Raw genomic sequence first — 19,931 nt, 5'->3', positions numbered from 1 at the left:
TCCATGTCCCAAATTAGCATAGTCGGCGTCGATCTTGCCAAACGTGTTTTCCAAGTCCACGGAGCAACATCGAATGGAACCGTCGTTTTCCGCAAGAAGCTCAGCCGAGCACAGTTTCTACCATTTTTAGAGCAGCTTCCAGTCTGTGTGGTTGCAATGGAAGCCTGTGCAACTTCGCATTACTGGGGACGGGAGGTTTCTAAACTGGGTCACAAAGTGCGACTTATCGCTCCGGTCTATGTGAAGCCGTTTGTCAAACGTCAAAAAAACGATGCGGCGGACGCAGAAGCGATTGTCGAGGCAGCATCGCGCCCGACCATGCGATTTGTCGAAGTAAAAACTTAACAACAACAAGCCAGTGCGATGGTCTTTCGTGCGCGAGACCCGCTGATCCGTCAGCGGACGCAAATCATCAATGCCCTCCGTGGCCACTTGGCCGAATACGGGATCATTGCCGGGAAAGGCGTACGACAGCTGAAGGAGCTCCGAGACCTCATATGCTTGTGATCTACAGATTTGCCGGAGGCGGTATCAGAGGTGGCATTCATCTATCTTGATCAAATCGATGATTGCAGCGCGAAGATCGCTGTGCTGGAGAAAACCGTCCGCGCCAGATCATCTATGACAGAAAGGGCAACACTCCTTCAGACCATGCCGGGAGTTGGCCCGATCGGAGCCACTGCGATTGAGGCATTCGCGCCGCCTATGGAGGAGTTCAGGCGCGGACGCGATTTTGCCGCATGGCTTGGTCTTGTCCCGCGCCAGCAGTCTACCGGCGGCAAACAGATCCTCGGCAGGACATCCAAAATGGGACAGCGAGATATCCGGAGGTTGCTGATTATTGGCGCTATGTCGTCAATCCGCGCCGCTCTTCGAAATGGCCCACAAGAAGGCACCTGGCTGGCACGGATGCTTGCGCGCAAACCACGTATGGTCGTTGCTATCGCGCTTGCGAACAAAATGGCTAGAGGAATCTGGGCCATGTTGACGAAGGGCGAAGGCTATCGAGATCCGAAGGTGATGGCATGACGTCAGATCCCTTCGGTTAGTCGGGTGTGAGGAGGTCAAACAACAGTAAGGGCAGATGATCGCAAAGATCCGGAATGGGAAAACCAGACTGATTCAATGAGCCATGAGCTCGCCGAATTGATGTGGACCCTCTCCGCGCATCTCCATACCGGCCCGCGGCCATGAACGGTGCCGCACACTGAGGCCTGACACATGACCGCACCCGATCACACGCTCAATTGTAAAATGGCCTTGCACATTGGGGGACATCCACACATGAATCAGCAGTTCATGCACCAATCAAGAAAGAGTTTTTCAACATGGCGTAATCAGGACGAGCGCTCCACCGCGCCTGTTATTCAGGATGCACTTGTCATCAAAAAGGAGACTGACGAATGGAGTATTTTGCTGGTTTAGATATCTCGATGGACGAGACGCACATCTGCCTTCTCGATCGAGATGGCCAATTGATCCGCGAAGGAAAAGCGTCCTCGACGCCGAAAGCGATTGCCGCGTTTCTCGCCGACGGCCCAATTTGCGCCAAGGCTGTTTTTGAGACGGGACGGATGGCTCCAATGCTTTTTCATGGCCTGACAGAGCTTGGCGTTCCGGTTGTTTGCATTGAAAGCCGTCAGGCCTATCAGGCACTGAAATCGCTCGCCGGGCACAAAACTGACCGCAATGATGCACGAGGCTTAGCGCATTTGGCGCGGACGGGGTTCTACAAGCCGACCCACGTCAAATCTCTGTCCGCGCATGCAATCTGGTCGCTGATCGCCGCGCGCAAGAAGCTGGTTGGACAGCGCGTAACCATCGACAATCAAATCCGGGGGCTGGTCGTCGTGTTTGGTGTGCGACTGCCACGCGCTCTGTCGCCGGTCTTTAAGGACGTAGCCTTCAAAGTCAGCGATGGTGTTCCAGGTCTTCACGCCGCATTGCGCGGCCTGTTTGCGGCACGTGAAGCGATATTGGCGGCGGTGGCTGCCATCGACAGCGATATAAAAATAATGACCCGCATTCAGAGGTCTGCACCCGCCTGATGACAGTCCCAGGCGTTGGCCCGATAACCGCATTGGCGTTTGCAGCGGTCATCGATAACCCGGCACGCTTTAAGCGATCGCGAGATGTGGGACCCTATCTCGGGCTGGTTCCCAAACGTCACCAATCCGGCGAAGTGGATTACACCGGGAGCATCTCAAAACGTGGCGACGTTCGCGTCAGAACGCTGCTTTACGAAGCCGCAAATGTGATGCTCACGCGATATGCAGCACCACTGAAGTTGAAATCGTGGGCGCTCGCCATTGGGCAACGCTCGACAATGCGAAAGGCGCGTGTGGCGCTGGCAAGACGGCTCGCGATCATCCTGCATGCCATGATGCGAGATCAGACCGACTTCCAGATCGCGTAAGAATTGCCAGAACGACAACAACGAGGATTCCAAAATCACAGTTCCCATACGGGAAGACGCCCGAGGGAGGGCGTGGAACATGGCGCCGATTTTGTAGCGACAGAGCAGACTATCAATCTGATCGCGGTTTCAACCTTGCCGATCCACACCCAGCCAACCCCATCATGAGCCCTTGAGCTCGAAGAGAACCAAGGCAACCTCAGACGATAGACAACCCGCAAAGTGAGAAAGCGTATTGACAGATTAGAGAACAAAATCCGGACAAAACCGACCTTGGATTTCACGCCTTCGATGGCGCAGCATGGCGTCGCGCTTGCGGCATGCCTGTCGCTGCGATGCAGCTCTTGTCGCCAGTGCGGATGAAGTGGATGGCTCCTGCTCCACCCGGCGTCGCAATGCGCCATAATGCAGGTGTCGAAATCTGCTTTTGAGAGGAGCCACCCAATGCAAGTAAAAACCATAGGACTGGATCTGGCCAAGAATGTTTTTCAGGTTCACGGAGTTTCTGTGACTGGCGACAAGGTCTTCAACAAGAAGATCAAACGCGCAAAACTGTTAGAGTTCTTTGAGGGCCTACCGCCTTGTGTGGTCGGTATGGAAGCCTGCGGTTCGGCCCATCATTGGGGCCGTGAACTTCGCAAGTTAGGGCACGATGTCCGTTTGATGCCAGCAACTTACGTCAAGCCATATGTCAAACGCGGAAAGACCGACGCAGTGGATGCAGAGGCAATCTGCGAAGCGGTTGGCCGCCCGACGATGAGATTTGTTGAGATCAAGACCGAAGACCAGCCAGCTCTTTTGACCGCCCACCGCACGCGCGAACTCATCGTCCGCCAGAGAACCCAGGTCTCAAACATGATACGGGGGATGCTGCGTGAGTTTGGCTATGTTCTCCCAACCGGGGTTGAGGCTGTGGCCCGCTTTTCCAAAAGCCACCTGGACGGTGATCAACCTAAAATTCCCGAACTGGCGAACGGGGTTCTCGGCACCTTGTGTTATCAACTCCTTGGGCTCAGCGCCCGAATTGAAGGCTTTTCCAAGTTGATCGAGAGCCATGCTCGGCGAGATGCCAACGCACGCCGACTGATGCAGGTGCCTGGGATTGGTCCAATTACGGCGTCGGCCATCGTGGCGACCGTCGGCGACGCCAAACAGTTCAAAACCGGACGAGATCTGGCCGCTTGGCTGGGCTTAACCCCGCTCAACAAGTCCAGTGGCGGCAAAGAGAGGCTTGGGCGGATTACCAAGAAAGGTGATCATTACCTCAGGAAACTTCTTATCGTTGGCATGACATCGCGCGCATTGATGGCAAAACTCCATCCCGAGAAAGTCGATATCTGGACAGCGAGGATGCTCGCTGGAAAGCCGGTTCGACTTGCAACAGTTGCCATGGCAAACAAAACCGCGCGCGTGATCTGGGCAATGTTGACGAGACAGGAGAATTACCGGCAGCCGGTCACCTGATCGGGACACCTGCCAGAGATGCAAGGCGCATGACGTGATGATGCGGACTAAGTCAACCAAGAGCGAGGACACTCCGGGAATGACGTTGGCCCTCGAAGGCCGTGAAGCCGATTGGAACCTCGCTTGCGGAAATCATCAAGGCCAGTGGCAGATCACCACATGAACAGGCCGGACAGACGACTGTACTGATTAAACGCCGCAATAAACGTCAAAAATGTCTTGCAATGCAGGAGCCATCCACAGACGGTCAATCAACCTCACTTTATGGCCACAAACCTAAATCGTCTCTTCGTTGCAAGGAGCAGGAAACGCTGAGATGCTTGATCAATCAGTCATTCGTCGCAATTGCTCCTACAGCCGGATAGACAAAACATATTCTAGGACCTTGCCGTTTATTATTTTATAAAATAATAAACTCGAAGCAATGGAGTTTGATCTGTGAGAAAGCGTGCGGCGGCCCGGCAAGACGATGTCCTAAGTGTGCTGAAGGGCTGTGACAGGCCGATGACCGCATATCAGATACTTGAGCGGTTGCAGATTGGTGAGCCAGACATCGCACCCCCTACAGTGTATCGCACGCTCTCGGCTTTGACCGATCAAGGGCGTGCGCACCGTCTGGAATCCATCAAGGCCTTTGTGCCCTGCCGATGCAGTCACGTGGAAAGTGTGCCTGTCCTGGCCATTTGCGAAGACTGCGGATTGGTCGAAGAACATGACGGAAGCGAACTGCTGCCGCAACTGACCGCCCTGACCGACCAGAGTGCCTTTCAGGCGGATCGGCACATCGTTGAAATTCATGGGCATTGCGAAGCCTGCACTGCCTGATCTTCTCACATTCAATCAGATCGGATTCATCATGAAACAATCACTATCGCTCATCGCTCTTGTCGCCGCAGTTCCGGCACTTGCTGAAGACTCGCGCCAACTTGACGCCCATGAACATGGCGTTGGCGAGCTAAATATCGCGATCGATGGAACGACGGTGGCGATGGAATTCCATGCGCCTGGCGCAGATATCGTTGGGTTTGAATACGCTGCCGAAAGTGATGCCGATCTTGCCACGATTGATGCGGCAATCGCAACACTGGGCGCGCCGCTCGATCTTTTTGAAATGCCTGACGCAGCCAGCTGCAGTGTTACCGAAGCGCAAGCAAAACTCGAAAGTGAAGAGGATCATGACAAACACGGTGAAGAGCATGCTGAGGATGAGCACGACGACCATGGGGAAGAGAATCACGCAGAGCATGATGACGAAGCGGGCCATACCGAGTTCCACGCGGAGTACATGCTAACCTGCGATAACCCGGATGCACTGACCGAGGTTACCTTCGCCTATTTCAGTTTGTTCCCAAATGCCAAAGAAGTTGAGGTGCAGCTTATCACAGAATCCGGCGCGCAGGTATTCGAAGTGGAGCGTGATACGCCGATCCTGGAATTGGGGAGCTAGCGGCAGGTGACAGATACGATTCTTGCCCTTTCCGATGTTGGCTACCGCTGGTCGGGTCGCACGACTTTCTCGCTAAGCGTGCTTGAACTGACTGTTGCAGTGGGTGAGTCAGTTTTGCTACTGGGCGAGAGCGGTTCGGGCAAGTCGACACTTCTGTCACTGATCTGCGGCACCATTCAGCCTGATCGTGGGCTCGTGAGTGTTGCTGGCACAGACATCACAGAATTGCCGCGCGGTGCGCGTGATCGGTTCCGTGCCGAAATGATTGGGGTAATCTTTCAGCAGTTCAATCTGCTCCCTTTTGGAACTGTTATGGACAATATCCTGCTGCCGCTGCGGTTCGCGCCAGAAAGACGCAAACGTTTGGGTGATGCGACGATGGAAGCCGCGAGATCTATGCACAGCACTTAGTCTTCCGCGTGACGTTCTACATGCAAAGGCCAACACACTGAGTGTAGGCCAACAACAGCGTGTTGCAGTCGCCCGTGCCCTGATCGGGCAACCACCTCTGATCATCGCGGATGAACCAACTTCGGCACTTGATGCCAATAGTCAGGCCGCCTTTCTTGATCTGCTGTTTGCACAGACACAGGCGCACAAGACCTCGCTCTTGATGGTCAGCCATGATCCGCGTCTGGGCGAGCGCTTTGGTAGGGTGATCCGCATGGAAGACATTGCCCAGATTGAAAGGGTTGCGGCATGACCCTGCGGCTTGCCATCGCCTCGCTTCTTGCGCGCGCGCTGACTGTAGGCATGACAATCCTCGCAATCGCTTTGTCAGTGGCACTGTTTCTTGGCGTTGAAAAAGTGCGGACCGGGGCCAAGGCCAGTTTCGCCGATACCATCTCCGGAACAGACCTGATCGTCGGTGCGCGTTCGGGATCCGTGCAGTTGCTTCTCTATTCGGTTTTTCGCATCGGCAATGCGACCAATAACGTCACTTGGGAAAGCTATCAGGACATCGCCGGACGACCGGAAGTCGATTGGATCGTTCCGATCTCTCTGGGCGACAGCCATCGCCAATTCCGGGTGATGGGTACGACCCGGGCCTTCTTTGAGCATTACAAGTATCGGCAGGGCAGAGCGCTGGAGGTATCTGAGGGTGTCCTTATGGATGACCTTTTTGATACTGTGATCGGCACCGATGTCGCCGCGACACTAGGCTATGATATTGATGACCCGATTATCGTCGCCCATGGGCTCGCGTCCTTTACCGAACACAAAGATCAGCCGTTTCGCGTGACGGGCATCCTGGAAAAAACCGGCACACCAGTGGACCGCACAGTGATCGTCAGTATGGAAGCCATCGAGGCGATTCATGTCGACTGGCAGAGCGGTGCACAGATCCCCGGTCAATCGACACCGGTAGATTTGGTGCGTCAGATGGACCTGACACCCAAAGCGATTACAGCCGCGCTGGTTGGCGTTGAAAGCCCTCTTCAGACCTTTGCCCTGCAGCGCGCTATCAACGAATACCCGCAAGAGCCATTGCTTGCAATCCTACCCGGTGTCGCCTTGCAAGAGCTTTGGGGCATCGTCGGGATCGCCGAAAATGCGCTCTTGGCGGTCTCGGCTATGGTCGTCGTGACTGCGCTGATCGGCATGATGGCCACGATCTTTTCCAGCCTTAGTGAACGCCGCCGCGAGATGGCGATCTTTCGGGCCATGGGCGCCCGCCCCGCTACGATCCTTGGCATGCTGGTCCTTGAAGCCATGGTGATGGCCACGGTCGGGGCTTTGCTTGGATTGGTGCTGCTTTACATTGGGCTGATCATCGCGCAGCCCGTTGTTGATAGCGCCTTCGGCCTGTGGTTGCCGATCGATGCGCCAACAATACGGGAAGTCTGGCTGATCATCGGCGTTGTCTGCGCTGGCGCAATCGTGAGCCTGATGCCCGCATTTCGGGCTTACAAAATGTCTATTGCCGATGGTATGATGGTGAAAACATGACGCTAGGATTGAGGTCTCTGAAATGATGAATCGTAGATCAACATTGATGCTTTTGTCGGGTTCAGTGGTCGCACCAAACGTGGCGTTTGCAGCAACTCCGCGCGAGATCATATGGGACGACCTCATCCCTCCGGGTGTGCCATATTCGGAAATCATCGGCGAAGGTGAAATGAACCAAACCAATGATACCTGGAACCCGATCTACGATGCCAACGGGATCAAGCTGAACGAAGAGCTGAACGGCGCGTATATCAAAATGCCCGGGTTCATCATTCCGTTTGATATCAGCGCAGAGGGTGTGACGGAATTCATGCTTGTGCCTTACGTCGGAGCCTGCATCCACGTACCGCCCCCGCCTGCCAACCAGCTTGTCATGGTGAAAGCGGCAAACCCCTGGCCGGGTGATCAGCTTTGGGATGCTGTCTGGGTCACCGGGGTGATGCGCATACAACTGCAGTCGACCGATCTTGGCCAGACGGGTTATACCATCACCGCTGATGAAATGGAGGTCTATGTATGGTGAGGCGATGTCTTGACCGCCGCGCGGTTCTGGCTGGCATGGCAGCAACAACACTTGTGCCCGGAATAGCGCAAGCCGAAGACTATATTAACCTCGGCTGGGATGACCTGCTGCCGGAAAATGAAACAGCCATCCCCGACGTGTTGCGCCAAATAATTGACCATGACAGTGCCCCACTCTCCAGCCAACAGCCTGCATCCAGCGGCGTCAGGACAGATTGGAACGGTCAAGTGGTTCGTCTCCCGGGATTTATTGTCCCCATCAACTACAAGGGCACCGGGGTCACCGCTTTTATCCTCGTGCCTTATGTCGGCGCCTGCGTGCATGTGCCGCCCCCTCCCGCCAATCAACTTGTCTTCGTCACAACAGAGGATCCTTATGAAAGCGATGGGCTGTTCGAACCGGTTAACGTGATTGGCATGTTCGGTGTCTCATCGATCTCAACCCATCTTGCAGAGATTGGCTATGCTTTGTCAGCGGACAGGATCGAACCGTATCGGGCTTAGCAAGGGAGCCGGTTCATTGGAAAAGTAATGTCGCGCTGAGTTCAGCTGGCGCACTTGACTGGTTTCCAAATCATCTCAGGTAGACATTCGCTGCATCACAACAATTTGGTGGATTTGGGTTCGCTGCCGTCGAGTGCTGCAAGGATACCCTGTGTCCAGGTTGGATTTGCGAACGGCGCTACCGTTCACCAACAAGCCTCAGATGTCGATTTTCGGCTATACACGAATGGCCGCTTCTCCCGCTGCGCTGAGTTCTTCGCTAATGCTGCATTTTTTACGCTGCGAGAAAATGTAATTCACAAGTTGGGCTCCCTACTGATATTCGCCCACATAAAAAATACCATGCTGGACGGTGGCGCGGCTAACTGCTGCGATGTCGGAACATTCCAAACAAAGGAATTTCCAGCATGGTAAAGAAAACAACACGTATTTCGCGGTTTGCGGCGGCAGTTGAAGATCAGCCTGTCGTCGGGCTTGATGTTCACAAGAAGACCTATTCGGTTGCGCTATTTTCAAAAGAAGACGGATTGGTAGAGAGCTACACCTGTTCAGCTGGTGAAACTACGCTGGCCCACCAACTGGCAGAGTTGGGCATCAACATCGAGCATATCGTGTATGAGTCTGGTCCAACGGGCTTCGCGCTGTCGCGGATTTTGACGGATGCAGGTTTCGATGTTTCCGTCATTGCGCCTCACGCATTCCACGTGGATACGCGGCGGCGGCCAAGAATGACTTCTGTGGATGGCTCCTGCATTGCAAGACATTTTTGACGTTTATTGCGGCGTTTAATCAGTACAGTCGTCTGTCCGGCCTGTTCATGTGGTGATCTGCCACTGGCCTTGATGATTTCCGCAAGCGAGGTTCCAATCGGCTTCACGGCCTTCGAGGGCCAACGTCATTCCCGGAGTGTCCTCGCTCTTGGTTGACTTAGTCCGCATCATCACGTCATGCGCCTTGCATCTCTGGCAGGTGTCCCGATCAGGTGACCGGCTGCCGGTAATTCTCCTGTCTCGTCAACATTGCCCAGATCACGCGCGCGGTTTTGTTTGCCATGGCAACTGTTGCAAGTCGAACCGGCTTTCCAGCGAGCATCCTCGCTGTCCAGATATCGACTTTCTCGGGATGGAGTTTTGCCATCAATGCGCGCGATGTCATGCCAACGATAAGAAGTTTCCTGAGGTAATGATCACCTTTCTTGGTAATCCGCCCAAGCCTCTCTTTGCCGCCACTGGACTTGTTGAGCGGGGTTAAGCCCAGCCAAGCGGCCAGATCTCGTCCGGTTTTGAACTGTTTGGCGTCGCCGACGGTCGCCACGATGGCCGACGCCGTAATTGGACCAATCCCAGGCACCTGCATCAGTCGGCGTGCGTTGGCATCTCGCCGAGCATGGCTCTCGATCAACTTGGAAAAGCCTTCAATTCGGGCGCTGAGCCCAAGGAGTTGATAACACAAGGTGCCGAGAACCCCGTTCGCCAGTTCGGGAATTTTAGGTTGATCACCGTCCAGGTGGCTTTTGGAAAAGCGGGCCACAGCCTCAACCCCGGTTGGGAGAACATAGCCAAACTCACGCAGCATCCCCCGTATCATGTTTGAGACCTGGGTTCTCTGGCGGACGATGAGTTCGCGCGTGCGGTGGGCGGTCAAAAGAGCTGGCTGGTCTTCGGTCTTGATCTCAACAAATCTCATCGTCGGGCGGCCAACCGCTTCGCAGATTGCCTCTGCATCCACTGCGTCGGTCTTTCCGCGTTTGACATATGGCTTGACGTAAGTTGCTGGCATCAAACGGACATCGTGCCCTAACTTGCGAAGTTCACGGCCCCAATGATGGGCCGAACCGCAGGCTTCCATACCGACCACACAAGGCGGTAGGCCCTCAAAGAACTCTAACAGTTTTGCGCGTTTGATCTTCTTGTTGAAGACCTTGTCGCCAGTCACAGAAACTCCGTGAACCTGAAAAACATTCTTGGCCAGATCCAGTCCTATGGTTTTTACTTGCATTGGGTGGCTCCTCTCAAAAGCAGATTTCGACACCTGCATTATGGCGCATTGCGACGCCGGGTGGAGCAGGAGCCATCCACTTCATCCGCTTTTGGATAACTGCACGAAGAATACGTATCTGCCACAAATGACCGCTTCCCGCCCACGCTACTGTTCGCTGGGTTCGCGAGGCGCATACCGAACTGGTGCTTCGCCCCGCATGACAGCCATTATCACCGCGCGCAATGAATGGCTGATTTGGGTCAGGAATGTTTGACGTTTGGGCCAACAATACCTGATGCGGCACTCTGTTAGCATTGAGAAATCGGGGGCATCGGGTCAAAGATGCGCGACGTTCCACACCAGGGCTTAGTTAGCGCAACCCACTATGGTGGCGGCCATGTCGCTTATGAGTTGAGGGTACAGATTCGGGCCGATGGCGATGTTCACCCCAAGCGGGTCGATCACGGCGAAATGGGCGTTCTGATCTGCGAAGACTGTTTTGAGCAGGTCGGGGTTGAACTGCGGCTCGGCAAAGACGCAGGCGACATTGCGGTCCTGAATGATGCCTTGAATTTCCGCGATCCGCGCAGCACTTGGCGAGGCCGCGTCCCCAAGCGAGATTGCACCGGCAGAGGCAACATCAAAGCGGGTTTCGAAATATTGATAGGCATCGTGGAACACGATGAAATTTGTCCCTTTGAACGCGGCAAGCTGCGCACGGGTATCGGCGATCAACTGGTCCAGCTCGGCTTGGGCCATCTTGGCATTGGCATGATAGGTTTTCGCATTCTCGCTATCTATATCTGATAAAGCATTCGCGATTGCCTCAACCCAGATTTTGGCGTTTTCCGGATCAAGCCATGCGTGAGGGTCATCGCTGTGATCAGCCCCGTGGTCGTCATGGTCATGATCGTCGTGATGATCATGGTCAGCCGTCTGGCGAAACGGCAATTGCCGCGTCCCTTTGAGGTGCAATAAGGCCAGATGCCCGGCATTTGGCGCAAGCTGTGTCATGGACCTGTCCAGCCATGGGGTCAGCTCCGGCCCGATCCAGATCACCAGATCAGCATTTTGCAAAATGCGCGCCTCTGACGGGCGCATGGCGTAGCCATGGGGGCTGGCGCCCGGCGACATGATAAGCTGAGGTTCGTCGACCCCATCCATCACGCGGGCAACAAGGGAATGTACGGGCGGAATATCCGTTGCAACGCGCGGGGCTTCGGAAAATGCCGGGGTGGTGAACATCAGGATGAGGAAGGCAAACAGGTGTCTGGTCATTGTATCGCACTGTAATGTTATAACAGTTGCCTGTCGTATATATAATGTTATATTATATCAAGTGGCATTCTTCACATTATGACAGGCATCGGGCATGACAGGCATCGGTTTTGAACAACACAATCACGCGGTCTGCGTGGAATCGGCCCTGAAAGCGGCTGATATGCGGTGTGCCGAAAAGAGTTTGCAGTTTACCCCCACCCGTCGGCGCGTGTTGGAGATCTTGTTGGACGAACATAAGGCAATGGGGGCCTATGACATTCTTGCAAGGCTCAATTCCGAAGGTATGGGGTCACAACCACCCGTTGTGTATCGCGCGTTGGACTTTCTGGTGCCGAACGGCTTCGTCCACAAGATCGAGAAGCTGAATGCCTATATAGCTTGTTCCCGCCCGGGCGAGGTGCATTCCCCTGCGTTCATGATCTGCCGTGTCTGCGATGCGGTGGCCGAAGCACAGGTGCCGCCGCAAGGTGGGCTTGCGGCGACGGCAAAGGATGTGGGGTTTCAAATTGAACAAACGGTCATTGAGGCCGAGGGCCTTTGCCCATCCTGTCAGGATGGCAAAGCTGCATGACATTGATCGAAGCCAAAGACCTGACGGTTAAAATGGGCGGGCGCACGACGCTCAGCCATGTGGATTTCACTATTGATGAGGGTGAGATCGTTACCGTTGTGGGTCCTAACGGGTCCGGCAAAACGACATTATTGCGCGCCTTGATTGGTGCGGTGCGCACCGAAAGCGGGCAAGTGACGCGGGCCAAAGGCTTAAGCATTGGATATGTGCCGCAAAGTCTGCATATCGATCCGACGCTGCCCCTGACGGTAGAGCGGTTTTTATCCCTGCCGCAACACCGTGCCCCTGACGAGATTACCGCAGCTCTGGCGCAGGCAGGGGCCGAAGGGCTGGAGCAACGGCAAATGTCGGCCCTGTCCGGTGGACAATTCCAAAGGGCTTTGCTGGCGCGCGCATTGTTGAACAAACCCAAGCTGCTTATTCTGGATGAGCCGACAACCGGGCTGGATCAGCCGGGCTCTGCCGCGTTTTATCGCCAGATCGAACAGGTGCGCAGCACGCTTGGCTATGCCGTGCTTATGGTCAGCCATGAGCTGCATGTGGTGATGAGCGCCTCTGACAGAGTGGTCTGTCTGAACGGCCATGTCTGCTGCCACGGCACGCCGGATGTGGTGGCCTCGGCCCCTGAATATCGGGCACTGTTTGGATCGGGGACAATGGGGGCACTGGCGCTCTATCGGCATGACCACGATCACCACCATGACCATGAAGCGGCCGAATGATGCTGGACGATTTTCTCATACGCGCCATGTTGGCGGGTGTTGGGGTTGCCCTTGCGGCGGCCCCTTTGGGATGTTTTGTCGTCTGGCGACGCATGGCCTATTTTGGCGACGCAACAGCCCATGCTGCCATTCTGGGGATTGCACTGTCGCTGGCATTGTCGATGTCAGTCTTTGTGGGGGCGCTTGCAGTGTCGCTGATTATGGCGCTTGTGATCTCGGGGCTGAGCGGACGAGGCTTTGCCATGGATACACTGTTGGGCGTGTTGGCCCATTCTGCTTTGGCGATCGGTCTGGTTGCGACCTCGTTTCTGCAAGGCGTGCGACTGGACCTGATGGCCTATCTTTTTGGCGATATTCTTGCGGTTGGGCATACGGATCTTGCGATTGTCTGGGCGGGTGCGGGGCTGGTCTTTGCGCTTGTGGCCTGGCGGTGGTCGGCGTTGCTGACATCGACGCTGAACGAGGATCTGGCCTATGCCAGCGGGATTGATCCAAAGCGCGAACGGATCGTGTTGACCGTGTGTCTGGCTGTTGTGGTAGCAGTGGCTATCAAGATTGTGGGCGTTCTGCTGATTGCCGCCATGCTGGTTATCCCGGCAGCTGCGGCCCGACCTTTGAGCAAAACGCCAGAAATGATGGCATGTTTCGCAGCCGCGATAGGGGCTTTCTCGGCGGTGTCGGGCTTGCAGATGTCTTACCTTTACGACACGCCTGCGGGACCAAGCATTGTCTGTATGACCGCAGCGGTCTTTGCGCTGTCAAACTTGTACAGGGCCGTCAAACCCGCTTGAGCGCGCTAGTGTGAAATGTTGTGCATCTTTGACTTGATGCCACGGGTTTTCTGAATTTACCTGCGTATGTCTATCAGACGATATTGGCCCAAACGTCAAGAAACGCATCAAAGATGGAAAGTATAAAAGCAAGATCATTCGCTGCTTAAAACGCTACATCATCCGGGAAATTTACAACCAGTTCTGTGTCTCAAAATCGCTGCAGAAAGCGGCTTTACGAATATAAAAACCTCAATGCACTCGCCGAAACCATCAATGGCCTATTCAAAGTTAAGGTCATCTCCCTGTTCTCTATGCTGTGCTTACGGTGGAAAATGCGGGACATAACTGCCGTTTTACCCATAGGCTCCTACATCTGCTTTGGACACTTGCTTCAGTAGAAAAGCTTTATAGACGGGTAGCGCATTAAGCCATTTGTCATGATGGCTGCAGCTTGCTTATTCCGGCGAAATTTGAACTTTCGGTCGTAAACCCTTAAGTTAGCTATCAATCAAAAAAATATCTGAGCGGTTTCTAAATGCTACGTCTTATTAAATCCCTCTGGGGGGCTTTCCTGGCCCCTATGCTTCAGCGCCCAAGGCAGTTGCAGATGGCAGCCCTTTGTCATCGTGGCAAAGGCAATAACAAAGAATACCTTTTGGTGACCAGCAGAGATACGGGGCGCTGGATCATTCCGAAGGGGTGGCCGGTCCGCGGTCTTAAATCGAACGAGACAGCTTTGCGCGAAGCATGGGAAGAAGCCGGGGTGAGAAATAGCGAAGCCGCAGCAGACCCTATCGGCAGCTACAGCTACAATAAAAGACGGGGCAATGGCTTTGAGGTGCCTGTCACAACGCTGGTATATTCCGTTGCGGTCAACGACCTGTCAGAGGATTTTCCCGAAGCCCATGAACGCACCCGAAAATGGGTAAGCGCGGATACAGCAGCTGAGTTGGTCAACGAGGCAGAACTGAAATCAATTTTCCGCGCCCAGTAAGTCGCGCAGTAAGCAAAGTCACCTTTTCACATGAACGGTTGATTTCTCGTCCATGAGAGCATTAAAGCTCTCCCCCAAACGGGGGGGATGACTTAATGACCGAACAGCAAGGTGATCCACGCCATCTGGAAACGCTCGACCGCGATCTGGCGCGCTTTTCCAATCTAGAGATGGCCACCGGCATGGTGGCACGCCCAATGGTGGGGATGGGCATATCGCTTGTCTTTGTCCTGCTGGCCGGCATTGCCGCGATGCTGTTCTTTGGCCAAGAAAACAACACGCTGATCGTTGTCCTTGCCGCCTGTCTTGGAGCCTATATGGCGTTGAATATCGGCGCGAATGATGTGGCCAATAATATGGGGCCTGCCGTTGGCGCGAATGCGTTGTCTATGGGCGGCGCCATTGCTATTGCGGTGATCTTTGAAAGTGCTGGCGCGTTGATTGCAGGGGGCGATGTTGTCTCCACCATCGCAAAGGGCATTATCGCGCCTGAAAGCATGGGCACCGCGTCGGTCTTCATCTGGGCGATGATGGCGGCACTGTTATCTGCGGCACTTTGGGTCAATCTCGCAACGTGGATCGGTGCGCCGGTCTCCACCACACACTCCGTTGTTGGCGGCGTTATGGGGGCCGGTATTGCTGCGGCTGGGTTTGCAGCTGTGAATTGGCCGACAATGGGCAAGATTGCCGCCAGCTGGGTGATTTCACCGGTTCTGGGGGGTGTTATTGCGGCCTTGTTCCTTTGGCTCATCAAATCGCGCATCATTTACCGCGACGACAAGATCGCCGCTGCCCGCACTTGGGTGCCTGTTCTTGTCGGCATCATGGCGGGGGCTTTTGCATCCTATCTTGCCCTGAAGGGGCTGAAGAAAATCATCAAGATTGACCTGCCTATGGCGTTGATGATCGGTGCCGCTATCGGCGTGCTGGTTTGGTTCGTGATGATCCCGTTGATCCGCAAGCAATCTGAAGGGCTGGAAAACCGCAACAAATCTTTGAAAGTGCTGTTTGGTATTCCACTTGTTGTGTCCGCCGCATTGCTCAGTTTTGCGCATGGCGCGAATGATGTGGCAAACGCCGTTGGACCGCTTGCGGCGATTGTACAGGCCTCACAATCGGGCGACTTCACCCATGCCGTGTCGATTCCGTTCTGGGTCATGGTGATCGGAGCCTTCGGCATTTCGTTTGGCCTGTTCCTGTTTGGCCCAAAGCTGATCCGAATGGTCGGGGGGCAGATCACAAAGCTGAACCCGATGCGGGCCTATTGTGTGGCGTTGTCTGCAGCGATCACTGTGATCGTCGCAAGCTGGCTTGGTCTGCCGGTCAGCTCGACACATATTGCGGTGGGTGCTGTGTTCGGTGTTGGCTTCTTTCGGGAATGGGATGCAGAACGGCGTATTCGCAATGCACGCCTTACGATGCCCGATCGTGCAAACTACGCACCGGAAGAGCGTCGTCGTCGCAAACTGGTGCGACGGTCTCATTTCATGACGATCATCGCGGCTTGGATCATTACCGTTCCAGCGGCCGCGATTTTATCGGGCGTCATTTTCTTCTTGATAAGCACGGCCATCGGGTAAGCGCGAGATCGAGAGGTATCCACCCATCAGCGGCAGTAAGTGATCCTACGGGACGTGATCCTCCAACGAGAATTCGTAGAACAGCGCCGCCTGCACTTCCTGCTTATTTGGAGCCAATCATCATCCAAAACGGCTGTTAGACACTGCTCAAGCGGTCCGGGAAAGATCATTTACCTGCGTTGTCCCCATAATACTGCAATTAGAGGCACATGGGGGGAAACAGATCAAGAGGTGGTCATTGCTGTCACAGGACCAGGGACTTGAGAAACTCCGCTTCTCTGCGGCCGGGTGCGGGCCATTAGGCCCGATGACGCCTAGCACCTTATTCTGGCTTACGTCCTGTCCACACAACAATGGAGACACCAAACAACAAGAGAACACCTTTGATTATAGAAAAGCTCGCATCGCTCCACCCCAAAAGCGCGCCTCCGCGGATCAACACGGCAATGATTGCGACACCCACAATTGTACCCAATATGTTTGGCTTGCCGATTTTCAGCATTGTCCCGCCCAGCAGGACTGCGGTCAGGCCATCGAGGAACAGAGACTGCGCGATAGACGGTTGGCCCGAGGACAGTTGCACGGCCAACAGTATTCCTGCCGCTCCGCTGCACAGGGATGCGAATATACACAGCAGAATTGTAATGCGCGCGGTTGGGATGCCTGCCTCTCGTGCGGCGCGGGAATTTGTTGCCATGGCAAAGATATAGTGGCCTAACGTCAGGCGTTCCTGCACGTACCAGCAGAGCACGATCAGCGCGGTGATCAGGATCACAAGCAATGAAATGATGCCAAATTTGACATCAAACAGCACTTGCAGATAGCCGACTTGATTTATCCCCATAGATGACCCTTTGCCAATCGCTGCAGCCAGTGCAGAGGCCATGCCTCCAGTGGCGATGGTTGTGACAAGAGACGGCAGACCTAGCTTTGCGATCAAGACACCATTGAACAAGCCAATGACAAAAGCCGCCAGCATCGCCAACCCCGTGGCGACCCCCCAGGAATAGCCGGCAATCACCAGCCCCGCAGTGATCATGTTCGCCAAAGCCGCAACAGCAACAAAACTGACGTCCATCTCGCCGATAGCAAAGATCCAGGTTAGCCCCAGAAACATAAATGCCGAAATGGCGAAAGACAGGATCATGCCTTCGAGATTGGTGGCTGTCAGGAAGCTGTCCGACAGCCCCGTAAACACCAGAAAGGCAATCATCAGGATAGCTGGCAGCCCGAAGGTGCTGAAGGCGCGTTCCAAGCTCATCCAGTCACCAAACGGCGCGGAGATTTCAGATATGTCAGGATGCGCGGATCAAACGCGACGATAGAAGTAATCAAAACGAGGCTCACGACCGCGTCGCTGTAGTAATAAGGCACAGACATCAGGGTAAAGCCGTTCAAGAGCATCGTCATGATGAGCGACCCCACCAGCGTTGCGGGAATGGATGCGCGTCCCATAAGCGCAGCACCTAGGTAAACAGATGTGTAGGCTGGTAGCAGGATTTGCCCGCCAGCGGTTACACGGCTGGACCCGATGCCAGAGATTTGAATCAACATCGCAAGACCAACAAGCGCACCGCAAATTGCAAAGCCTGCAATCATCATCCGGTTCACGGAAATACCTGAGTAGCGCGTCGCGACCGGGTTTTCTCCTGCTGCATAGAAGGCTTGTCCAAAGCGCGTCATATGAAGCAGGAACCCGGTTACGAGCGCCGTCATCAGTAACAAAAAGATAGGCACTTTCATCCCAAGAAGTTTTGTGTAGTTCAGTGCTACAATGCCTGAAGAAAAGAAGTTCTTCGAAAAGTCTGCACCACCGTTGTAAACGAAGGCCATGCCGTAGGCGATGGAACCCACGGCGATTGTTGTGACCACATCCGGCAAGCGACCATAGCCCACAAGCAAACCATTAATTGCCCCACAGACAATACCGACGCCCACGCAGGCAAAGACTGCAATCCACAGGTTGCCATAGACAAACAACGCAAAGCCGAGGGTCATCGCCGATAGCGACGCGACCCCAGCCAGTGACAGGTCGAATTTACGCAGCACAATCACGAAGGTCAGGCCCATGGCGACAATGCCCGAGATCGCCATTGCGCTGAGGATACCTCCGAGATTACGGACGGACAGATAGTTGGGCGTAAGACTTTGGAACACAATCGCTATCAGTGTGACCAACCCGATCAGCGTGAGAATTCTGAGGCTCAATACCTTCTTCATGCTGCCGTTCCCATCAGCCCGGCTGACAGAACCGTATCGCGCGCGACATCGCGCGAGGGTGGCATTGTCATCTGGCCACGATAGAGCGATGTAACCCGATCCGAGACACCAAAGGCCTCGTCACAATCCGACGACATGACGATTATGGCAGCCATTTTGCTGAGTTCGCGCATCAAGCGGTAAATCGTAGCGCGTGCGCCAACATCAACGCCGACTGTTGGTTCGACAAAAATGTAGATGTCGCTTTGGGAATAAAGGCCCTTGGCGATGACGATCTTCTGCTGGTTGCCGCCGGAAAATTCTTGTGCGGGTCGGTTCGGCGACGGAGGCGAAAGCTCTACCTTGCCCGATAGGTCTTTTGTGTCGAGCAAGGCCTGTCGCAAGCGTCGAACCCCAAAGCTTGAGGCGCGATCATGATTGGCAAGTGTGGTGTTGAATGTGACGTCATCCGTCAGGACTAACCCTTCTGTGCGGCGATCACCGGGCACCAGGAAGATTCCCGCATTCAAGGCGTCGGAAGGGTTGGCGAAGGTCTGCAGATCTCCCTTCAGACGTATCTCACCCAGATCAGGTTTAAGCGCCCCAAAGAGAGTTTTTCCTAGCTCGTCAATGCCCGAGCCGACGAGCCCGTAAAACCCGAGGATTTCCCCTTTGCGTGCCTCAAAACTGATGTCTTGAAACGCGCCCGTCAGGCTAAGTCCAGAAACACTTAGCAACACATCGCCAGCCTTATCTAAGGCCTTCGGTGGGAACAGTGCGCCCATCTCTTCATTCAGCATCAGCTGCGGAATCGAAACGTCAGTGTCTCGGGCAGCATCGGACGTCATTGTCGTGATGTTCTTGCCGCCGCGAAAGACGGTAAAGCGGTCTGCAATCTCGAAAACTTCTTCAAGGCGGTGCGTAATGTAGATGATCGCAACACCTACGTCTTTCAGGACGCGCATCATCTTAAACAACTGTTCTTTCTCTACCCGTGTCAGGGTTGAGGTTGGTTCATCAAGGATGAGGACTTTGGCATCTTCCTGTTTGAGCGCGTGCAGAACCGCGATGATCTCCTTCTCGACACTGGTAAGGTCCTGCACCTTCACGTCGAGGTCTATTGGCACCGGCAGACGTTTCAGCAACTCGCCCGCTTTTTCGCGCATCGCAGTGCGGTCAATGCGGCGGAACAAGCCGAAGCGCTTGGACTCGTTTCCCAGGAAAATATTCTCGTAGCCTGTCAGATCACCAACCAACTCTGGGTGTTGCTGGACGGATGCGATACCTGCTTCGATTGCATCAGCGGGGCTTTGGATTGATACCGGCTGACCTGCAATCTCGATAATCCCTGCATCCGCCTGATAGAGACCAGATAGGATCTTGATCAACGTGGACTTCCCGGCCCCGTTTACGCCCAGAAGAGCATGGATTTCTCCATGCTCTACGCTGAAATCCACGTTGTCCAAGGCCGTCACGGGACCGAAGCGTTTTTCGATCCCGCGCATGTTCAGAACGGTTGTCATATTGA

General features: G+C 54.7%; 18 protein-coding genes and 3 pseudogenes. 16 read left to right on the top strand and 5 right to left on the bottom strand.

The genetic code is table 11. The features are described from left to right. Nucleotides 1–3 precede the first annotated feature (3 nt). From ACZ1HF_RS12415 to ACZ1HF_RS12365, 11 genes and pseudogenes are all read left to right on the top strand, one after another. A pseudogene (locus ACZ1HF_RS12415) lies at nt 4–1,029 on the top strand (IS110 family RNA-guided transposase). A gap of 192 nt (nt 1,030–1,221) precedes the next feature. After that, the gene (locus tag ACZ1HF_RS12410) at nt 1,222–1,425 is read left to right on the top strand and encodes a hypothetical protein (protein ID WP_472657804.1); all 204 of its coding nucleotides are present in this window, start codon (nt 1,222–1,224) and stop codon (nt 1,423–1,425) included. Next, nucleotides 1,404–2,416: pseudogene (locus ACZ1HF_RS12405) on the top strand (IS110 family RNA-guided transposase). The gene ACZ1HF_RS12410 and the pseudogene ACZ1HF_RS12405 overlap by 22 nt, the downstream one beginning before the upstream one ends. A 444-nt stretch (nt 2,417–2,860) precedes the next feature. Further along, nucleotides 2,861–3,880: an IS110 family RNA-guided transposase gene (locus tag ACZ1HF_RS12400; protein WP_472655593.1), complete on the top strand. Its 1,020-nt coding sequence runs from the start codon at nt 2,861–2,863 to the stop codon at nt 3,878–3,880. Between the two features lie 438 nt (nt 3,881–4,318). Then, the gene (locus ACZ1HF_RS12395; protein WP_472657803.1) at nt 4,319–4,705 is read left to right on the top strand and encodes a Fur family transcriptional regulator; all 387 of its coding nucleotides are present in this window, start codon (nt 4,319–4,321) and stop codon (nt 4,703–4,705) included. A gap of 31 nt (nt 4,706–4,736) precedes the next feature. Beyond that, a complete protein-coding gene (gene zrgA, locus ACZ1HF_RS12390; protein WP_472657802.1) occupies nt 4,737–5,327 on the top strand; it encodes a zinc uptake protein ZrgA in 591 nt (196 codons plus the stop codon). A 6-nt stretch (nt 5,328–5,333) separates the two neighbouring features. Then, nucleotides 5,334–6,030: pseudogene (locus ACZ1HF_RS12385) on the top strand (ABC transporter ATP-binding protein). Further along, the gene (locus ACZ1HF_RS12380) at nt 6,027–7,277 is read left to right on the top strand and encodes an ABC transporter permease (protein WP_472657801.1); all 1,251 of its coding nucleotides are present in this window, start codon (nt 6,027–6,029) and stop codon (nt 7,275–7,277) included. The pseudogene ACZ1HF_RS12385 and the gene ACZ1HF_RS12380 overlap by 4 nt, the downstream one beginning before the upstream one ends. 22 nt (nt 7,278–7,299) lie before the next feature. Continuing rightward, nucleotides 7,300–7,800 (top strand): DUF3299 domain-containing protein, encoded by a 501-nt coding sequence (locus ACZ1HF_RS12375; RefSeq protein WP_472657800.1) that lies wholly within the window; start codon nt 7,300–7,302, stop codon nt 7,798–7,800. Beyond that, on the top strand, nt 7,794–8,303 hold the full coding sequence (locus tag ACZ1HF_RS12370) for a DUF3299 domain-containing protein (protein WP_472657799.1): 510 nt from the start codon (nt 7,794–7,796) through the stop codon (nt 8,301–8,303). The genes ACZ1HF_RS12375 and ACZ1HF_RS12370 overlap by 7 nt, the downstream gene beginning before the upstream one ends. 407 nt (nt 8,304–8,710) lie before the next feature. Then, on the top strand, nt 8,711–9,073 hold the full coding sequence (locus tag ACZ1HF_RS12365) for a hypothetical protein (protein ID WP_472657798.1): 363 nt from the start codon (nt 8,711–8,713) through the stop codon (nt 9,071–9,073). Between the two features lie 208 nt (nt 9,074–9,281). Here ACZ1HF_RS12365 and ACZ1HF_RS12360 read toward each other — a convergent pair whose 3' ends face one another. Both ACZ1HF_RS12360 and ACZ1HF_RS12355 read right to left on the bottom strand, forming a co-directional pair. Then, complete coding sequence (locus ACZ1HF_RS12360) at nt 9,282–10,301, bottom strand: IS110 family RNA-guided transposase (protein WP_472655593.1); 1,020 nt, start codon at nt 10,299–10,301, stop codon at nt 9,282–9,284. Nucleotides 10,302–10,649: 348 nt separating this feature from the next. Continuing rightward, nucleotides 10,650–11,561 carry a zinc ABC transporter substrate-binding protein gene (locus ACZ1HF_RS12355; RefSeq protein WP_472657797.1) on the bottom strand — a complete coding sequence of 304 codons (912 nt, stop codon included), beginning with the start codon at nt 11,559–11,561 and terminating at the stop codon, nt 10,650–10,652. A gap of 94 nt (nt 11,562–11,655) precedes the next feature. On the opposite strand from ACZ1HF_RS12355, the gene ACZ1HF_RS12350 reads away from it, so the two are divergent. The 5 genes from ACZ1HF_RS12350 (at nt 11,656) to ACZ1HF_RS12330 (ending at nt 16,204) form a co-directional block, all read left to right on the top strand. Continuing rightward, nucleotides 11,656–12,135, top strand: a complete 480-nt coding sequence (locus ACZ1HF_RS12350; RefSeq protein ID WP_472657796.1) for a Fur family transcriptional regulator — start codon at nt 11,656–11,658, stop codon at nt 12,133–12,135. Then, nucleotides 12,132–12,857: a metal ABC transporter ATP-binding protein gene (locus ACZ1HF_RS12345; RefSeq protein WP_472657795.1), complete on the top strand. Its 726-nt coding sequence runs from the start codon at nt 12,132–12,134 to the stop codon at nt 12,855–12,857. Before ACZ1HF_RS12350 ends, ACZ1HF_RS12345 begins: the two co-directional genes overlap by 4 nt. Beyond that, nucleotides 12,857–13,648 (top strand): iron chelate uptake ABC transporter family permease subunit, encoded by a 792-nt coding sequence (locus ACZ1HF_RS12340; protein WP_472659041.1) that lies wholly within the window; start codon nt 12,857–12,859, stop codon nt 13,646–13,648. The genes ACZ1HF_RS12345 and ACZ1HF_RS12340 overlap by 1 nt, the downstream gene beginning before the upstream one ends. A 589-nt stretch (nt 13,649–14,237) precedes the next feature. After that, on the top strand, nt 14,238–14,624 hold the full coding sequence (locus ACZ1HF_RS12335; protein WP_472657794.1) for an NUDIX hydrolase: 387 nt from the start codon (nt 14,238–14,240) through the stop codon (nt 14,622–14,624). 95 nt (nt 14,625–14,719) lie between these two features. After that, nucleotides 14,720–16,204 (top strand): inorganic phosphate transporter, encoded by a 1,485-nt coding sequence (locus ACZ1HF_RS12330; protein ID WP_472657793.1) that lies wholly within the window; start codon nt 14,720–14,722, stop codon nt 16,202–16,204. Nucleotides 16,205–16,526: 322 nt separating this feature from the next. Here ACZ1HF_RS12330 and ACZ1HF_RS12325 read toward each other — a convergent pair whose 3' ends face one another. Genes ACZ1HF_RS12325 through ACZ1HF_RS12315 form a run of 3 tightly spaced genes read right to left on the bottom strand, consistent with a single transcriptional unit; the run spans nt 16,527 to nt 19,926 of the window. Further along, on the bottom strand, nt 16,527–17,465 hold the full coding sequence (locus tag ACZ1HF_RS12325) for an ABC transporter permease (RefSeq protein WP_472657792.1): 939 nt from the start codon (nt 17,463–17,465) through the stop codon (nt 16,527–16,529). Then, a complete protein-coding gene (locus ACZ1HF_RS12320) occupies nt 17,462–18,424 on the bottom strand; it encodes an ABC transporter permease (RefSeq protein ID WP_472657791.1) in 963 nt (320 codons plus the stop codon). Before ACZ1HF_RS12320 ends, ACZ1HF_RS12325 begins: the two co-directional genes overlap by 4 nt. Then, nucleotides 18,421–19,926: a sugar ABC transporter ATP-binding protein gene (locus tag ACZ1HF_RS12315; RefSeq protein WP_472657790.1), complete on the bottom strand. Its 1,506-nt coding sequence runs from the start codon at nt 19,924–19,926 to the stop codon at nt 18,421–18,423. The genes ACZ1HF_RS12320 and ACZ1HF_RS12315 overlap by 4 nt, the downstream gene beginning before the upstream one ends. Nucleotides 19,927–19,931: the final 5 nt, after the last annotated feature.

Source organism: Litoreibacter sp. GN1-5, from assembly GCF_055693805.1.
The sequence above is the reverse complement of the archived record's forward strand: the minus strand, read 5'-3'. Positions and strand labels throughout refer to the sequence as shown.

Bases quoted from the DNA above. Each gene is read 5' to 3' on its own strand.
- ACZ1HF_RS12410 (WP_472657804.1), top strand. From the start codon at position 1,222: ATGACCGCACCCGATCACACGCTCAATTGTAAAATGGCCTTGCACATT.
- ACZ1HF_RS12355 (WP_472657797.1), bottom strand. From the start codon at position 11,561: ATGACCAGACACCTGTTTGCCTTCCTCATCCTGATGTTCACCACCCCG.
- ACZ1HF_RS12360 (WP_472655593.1), bottom strand. From the start codon at position 10,301: ATGCAAGTAAAAACCATAGGACTGGATCTGGCCAAGAATGTTTTTCAG.
- ACZ1HF_RS12320 (WP_472657791.1), bottom strand. From the start codon at position 18,424: ATGAAGAAGGTATTGAGCCTCAGAATTCTCACGCTGATCGGGTTGGTC.
- ACZ1HF_RS12325 (WP_472657792.1), bottom strand. From the start codon at position 17,465: ATGAGCTTGGAACGCGCCTTCAGCACCTTCGGGCTGCCAGCTATCCTG.
- ACZ1HF_RS12340 (WP_472659041.1), top strand. From the start codon at position 12,857: ATGCTGGACGATTTTCTCATACGCGCCATGTTGGCGGGTGTTGGGGTT.
- ACZ1HF_RS12375 (WP_472657800.1), top strand. From the start codon at position 7,300: ATGATGAATCGTAGATCAACATTGATGCTTTTGTCGGGTTCAGTGGTC.
- ACZ1HF_RS12350 (WP_472657796.1), top strand. From the start codon at position 11,656: ATGACAGGCATCGGTTTTGAACAACACAATCACGCGGTCTGCGTGGAA.
- ACZ1HF_RS12330 (WP_472657793.1), top strand. From the start codon at position 14,720: ATGACCGAACAGCAAGGTGATCCACGCCATCTGGAAACGCTCGACCGC.
- ACZ1HF_RS12380 (WP_472657801.1), top strand. From the start codon at position 6,027: ATGACCCTGCGGCTTGCCATCGCCTCGCTTCTTGCGCGCGCGCTGACT.
- ACZ1HF_RS12370 (WP_472657799.1), top strand. From the start codon at position 7,794: ATGGTGAGGCGATGTCTTGACCGCCGCGCGGTTCTGGCTGGCATGGCA.
- ACZ1HF_RS12315 (WP_472657790.1), bottom strand. From the start codon at position 19,926: ATGACAACCGTTCTGAACATGCGCGGGATCGAAAAACGCTTCGGTCCC.
- ACZ1HF_RS12335 (WP_472657794.1), top strand. From the start codon at position 14,238: ATGGCAGCCCTTTGTCATCGTGGCAAAGGCAATAACAAAGAATACCTT.
- zrgA (WP_472657802.1), top strand. From the start codon at position 4,737: ATGAAACAATCACTATCGCTCATCGCTCTTGTCGCCGCAGTTCCGGCA.
- ACZ1HF_RS12345 (WP_472657795.1), top strand. From the start codon at position 12,132: ATGACATTGATCGAAGCCAAAGACCTGACGGTTAAAATGGGCGGGCGC.
- ACZ1HF_RS12400 (WP_472655593.1), top strand. From the start codon at position 2,861: ATGCAAGTAAAAACCATAGGACTGGATCTGGCCAAGAATGTTTTTCAG.
- ACZ1HF_RS12365 (WP_472657798.1), top strand. From the start codon at position 8,711: ATGGTAAAGAAAACAACACGTATTTCGCGGTTTGCGGCGGCAGTTGAA.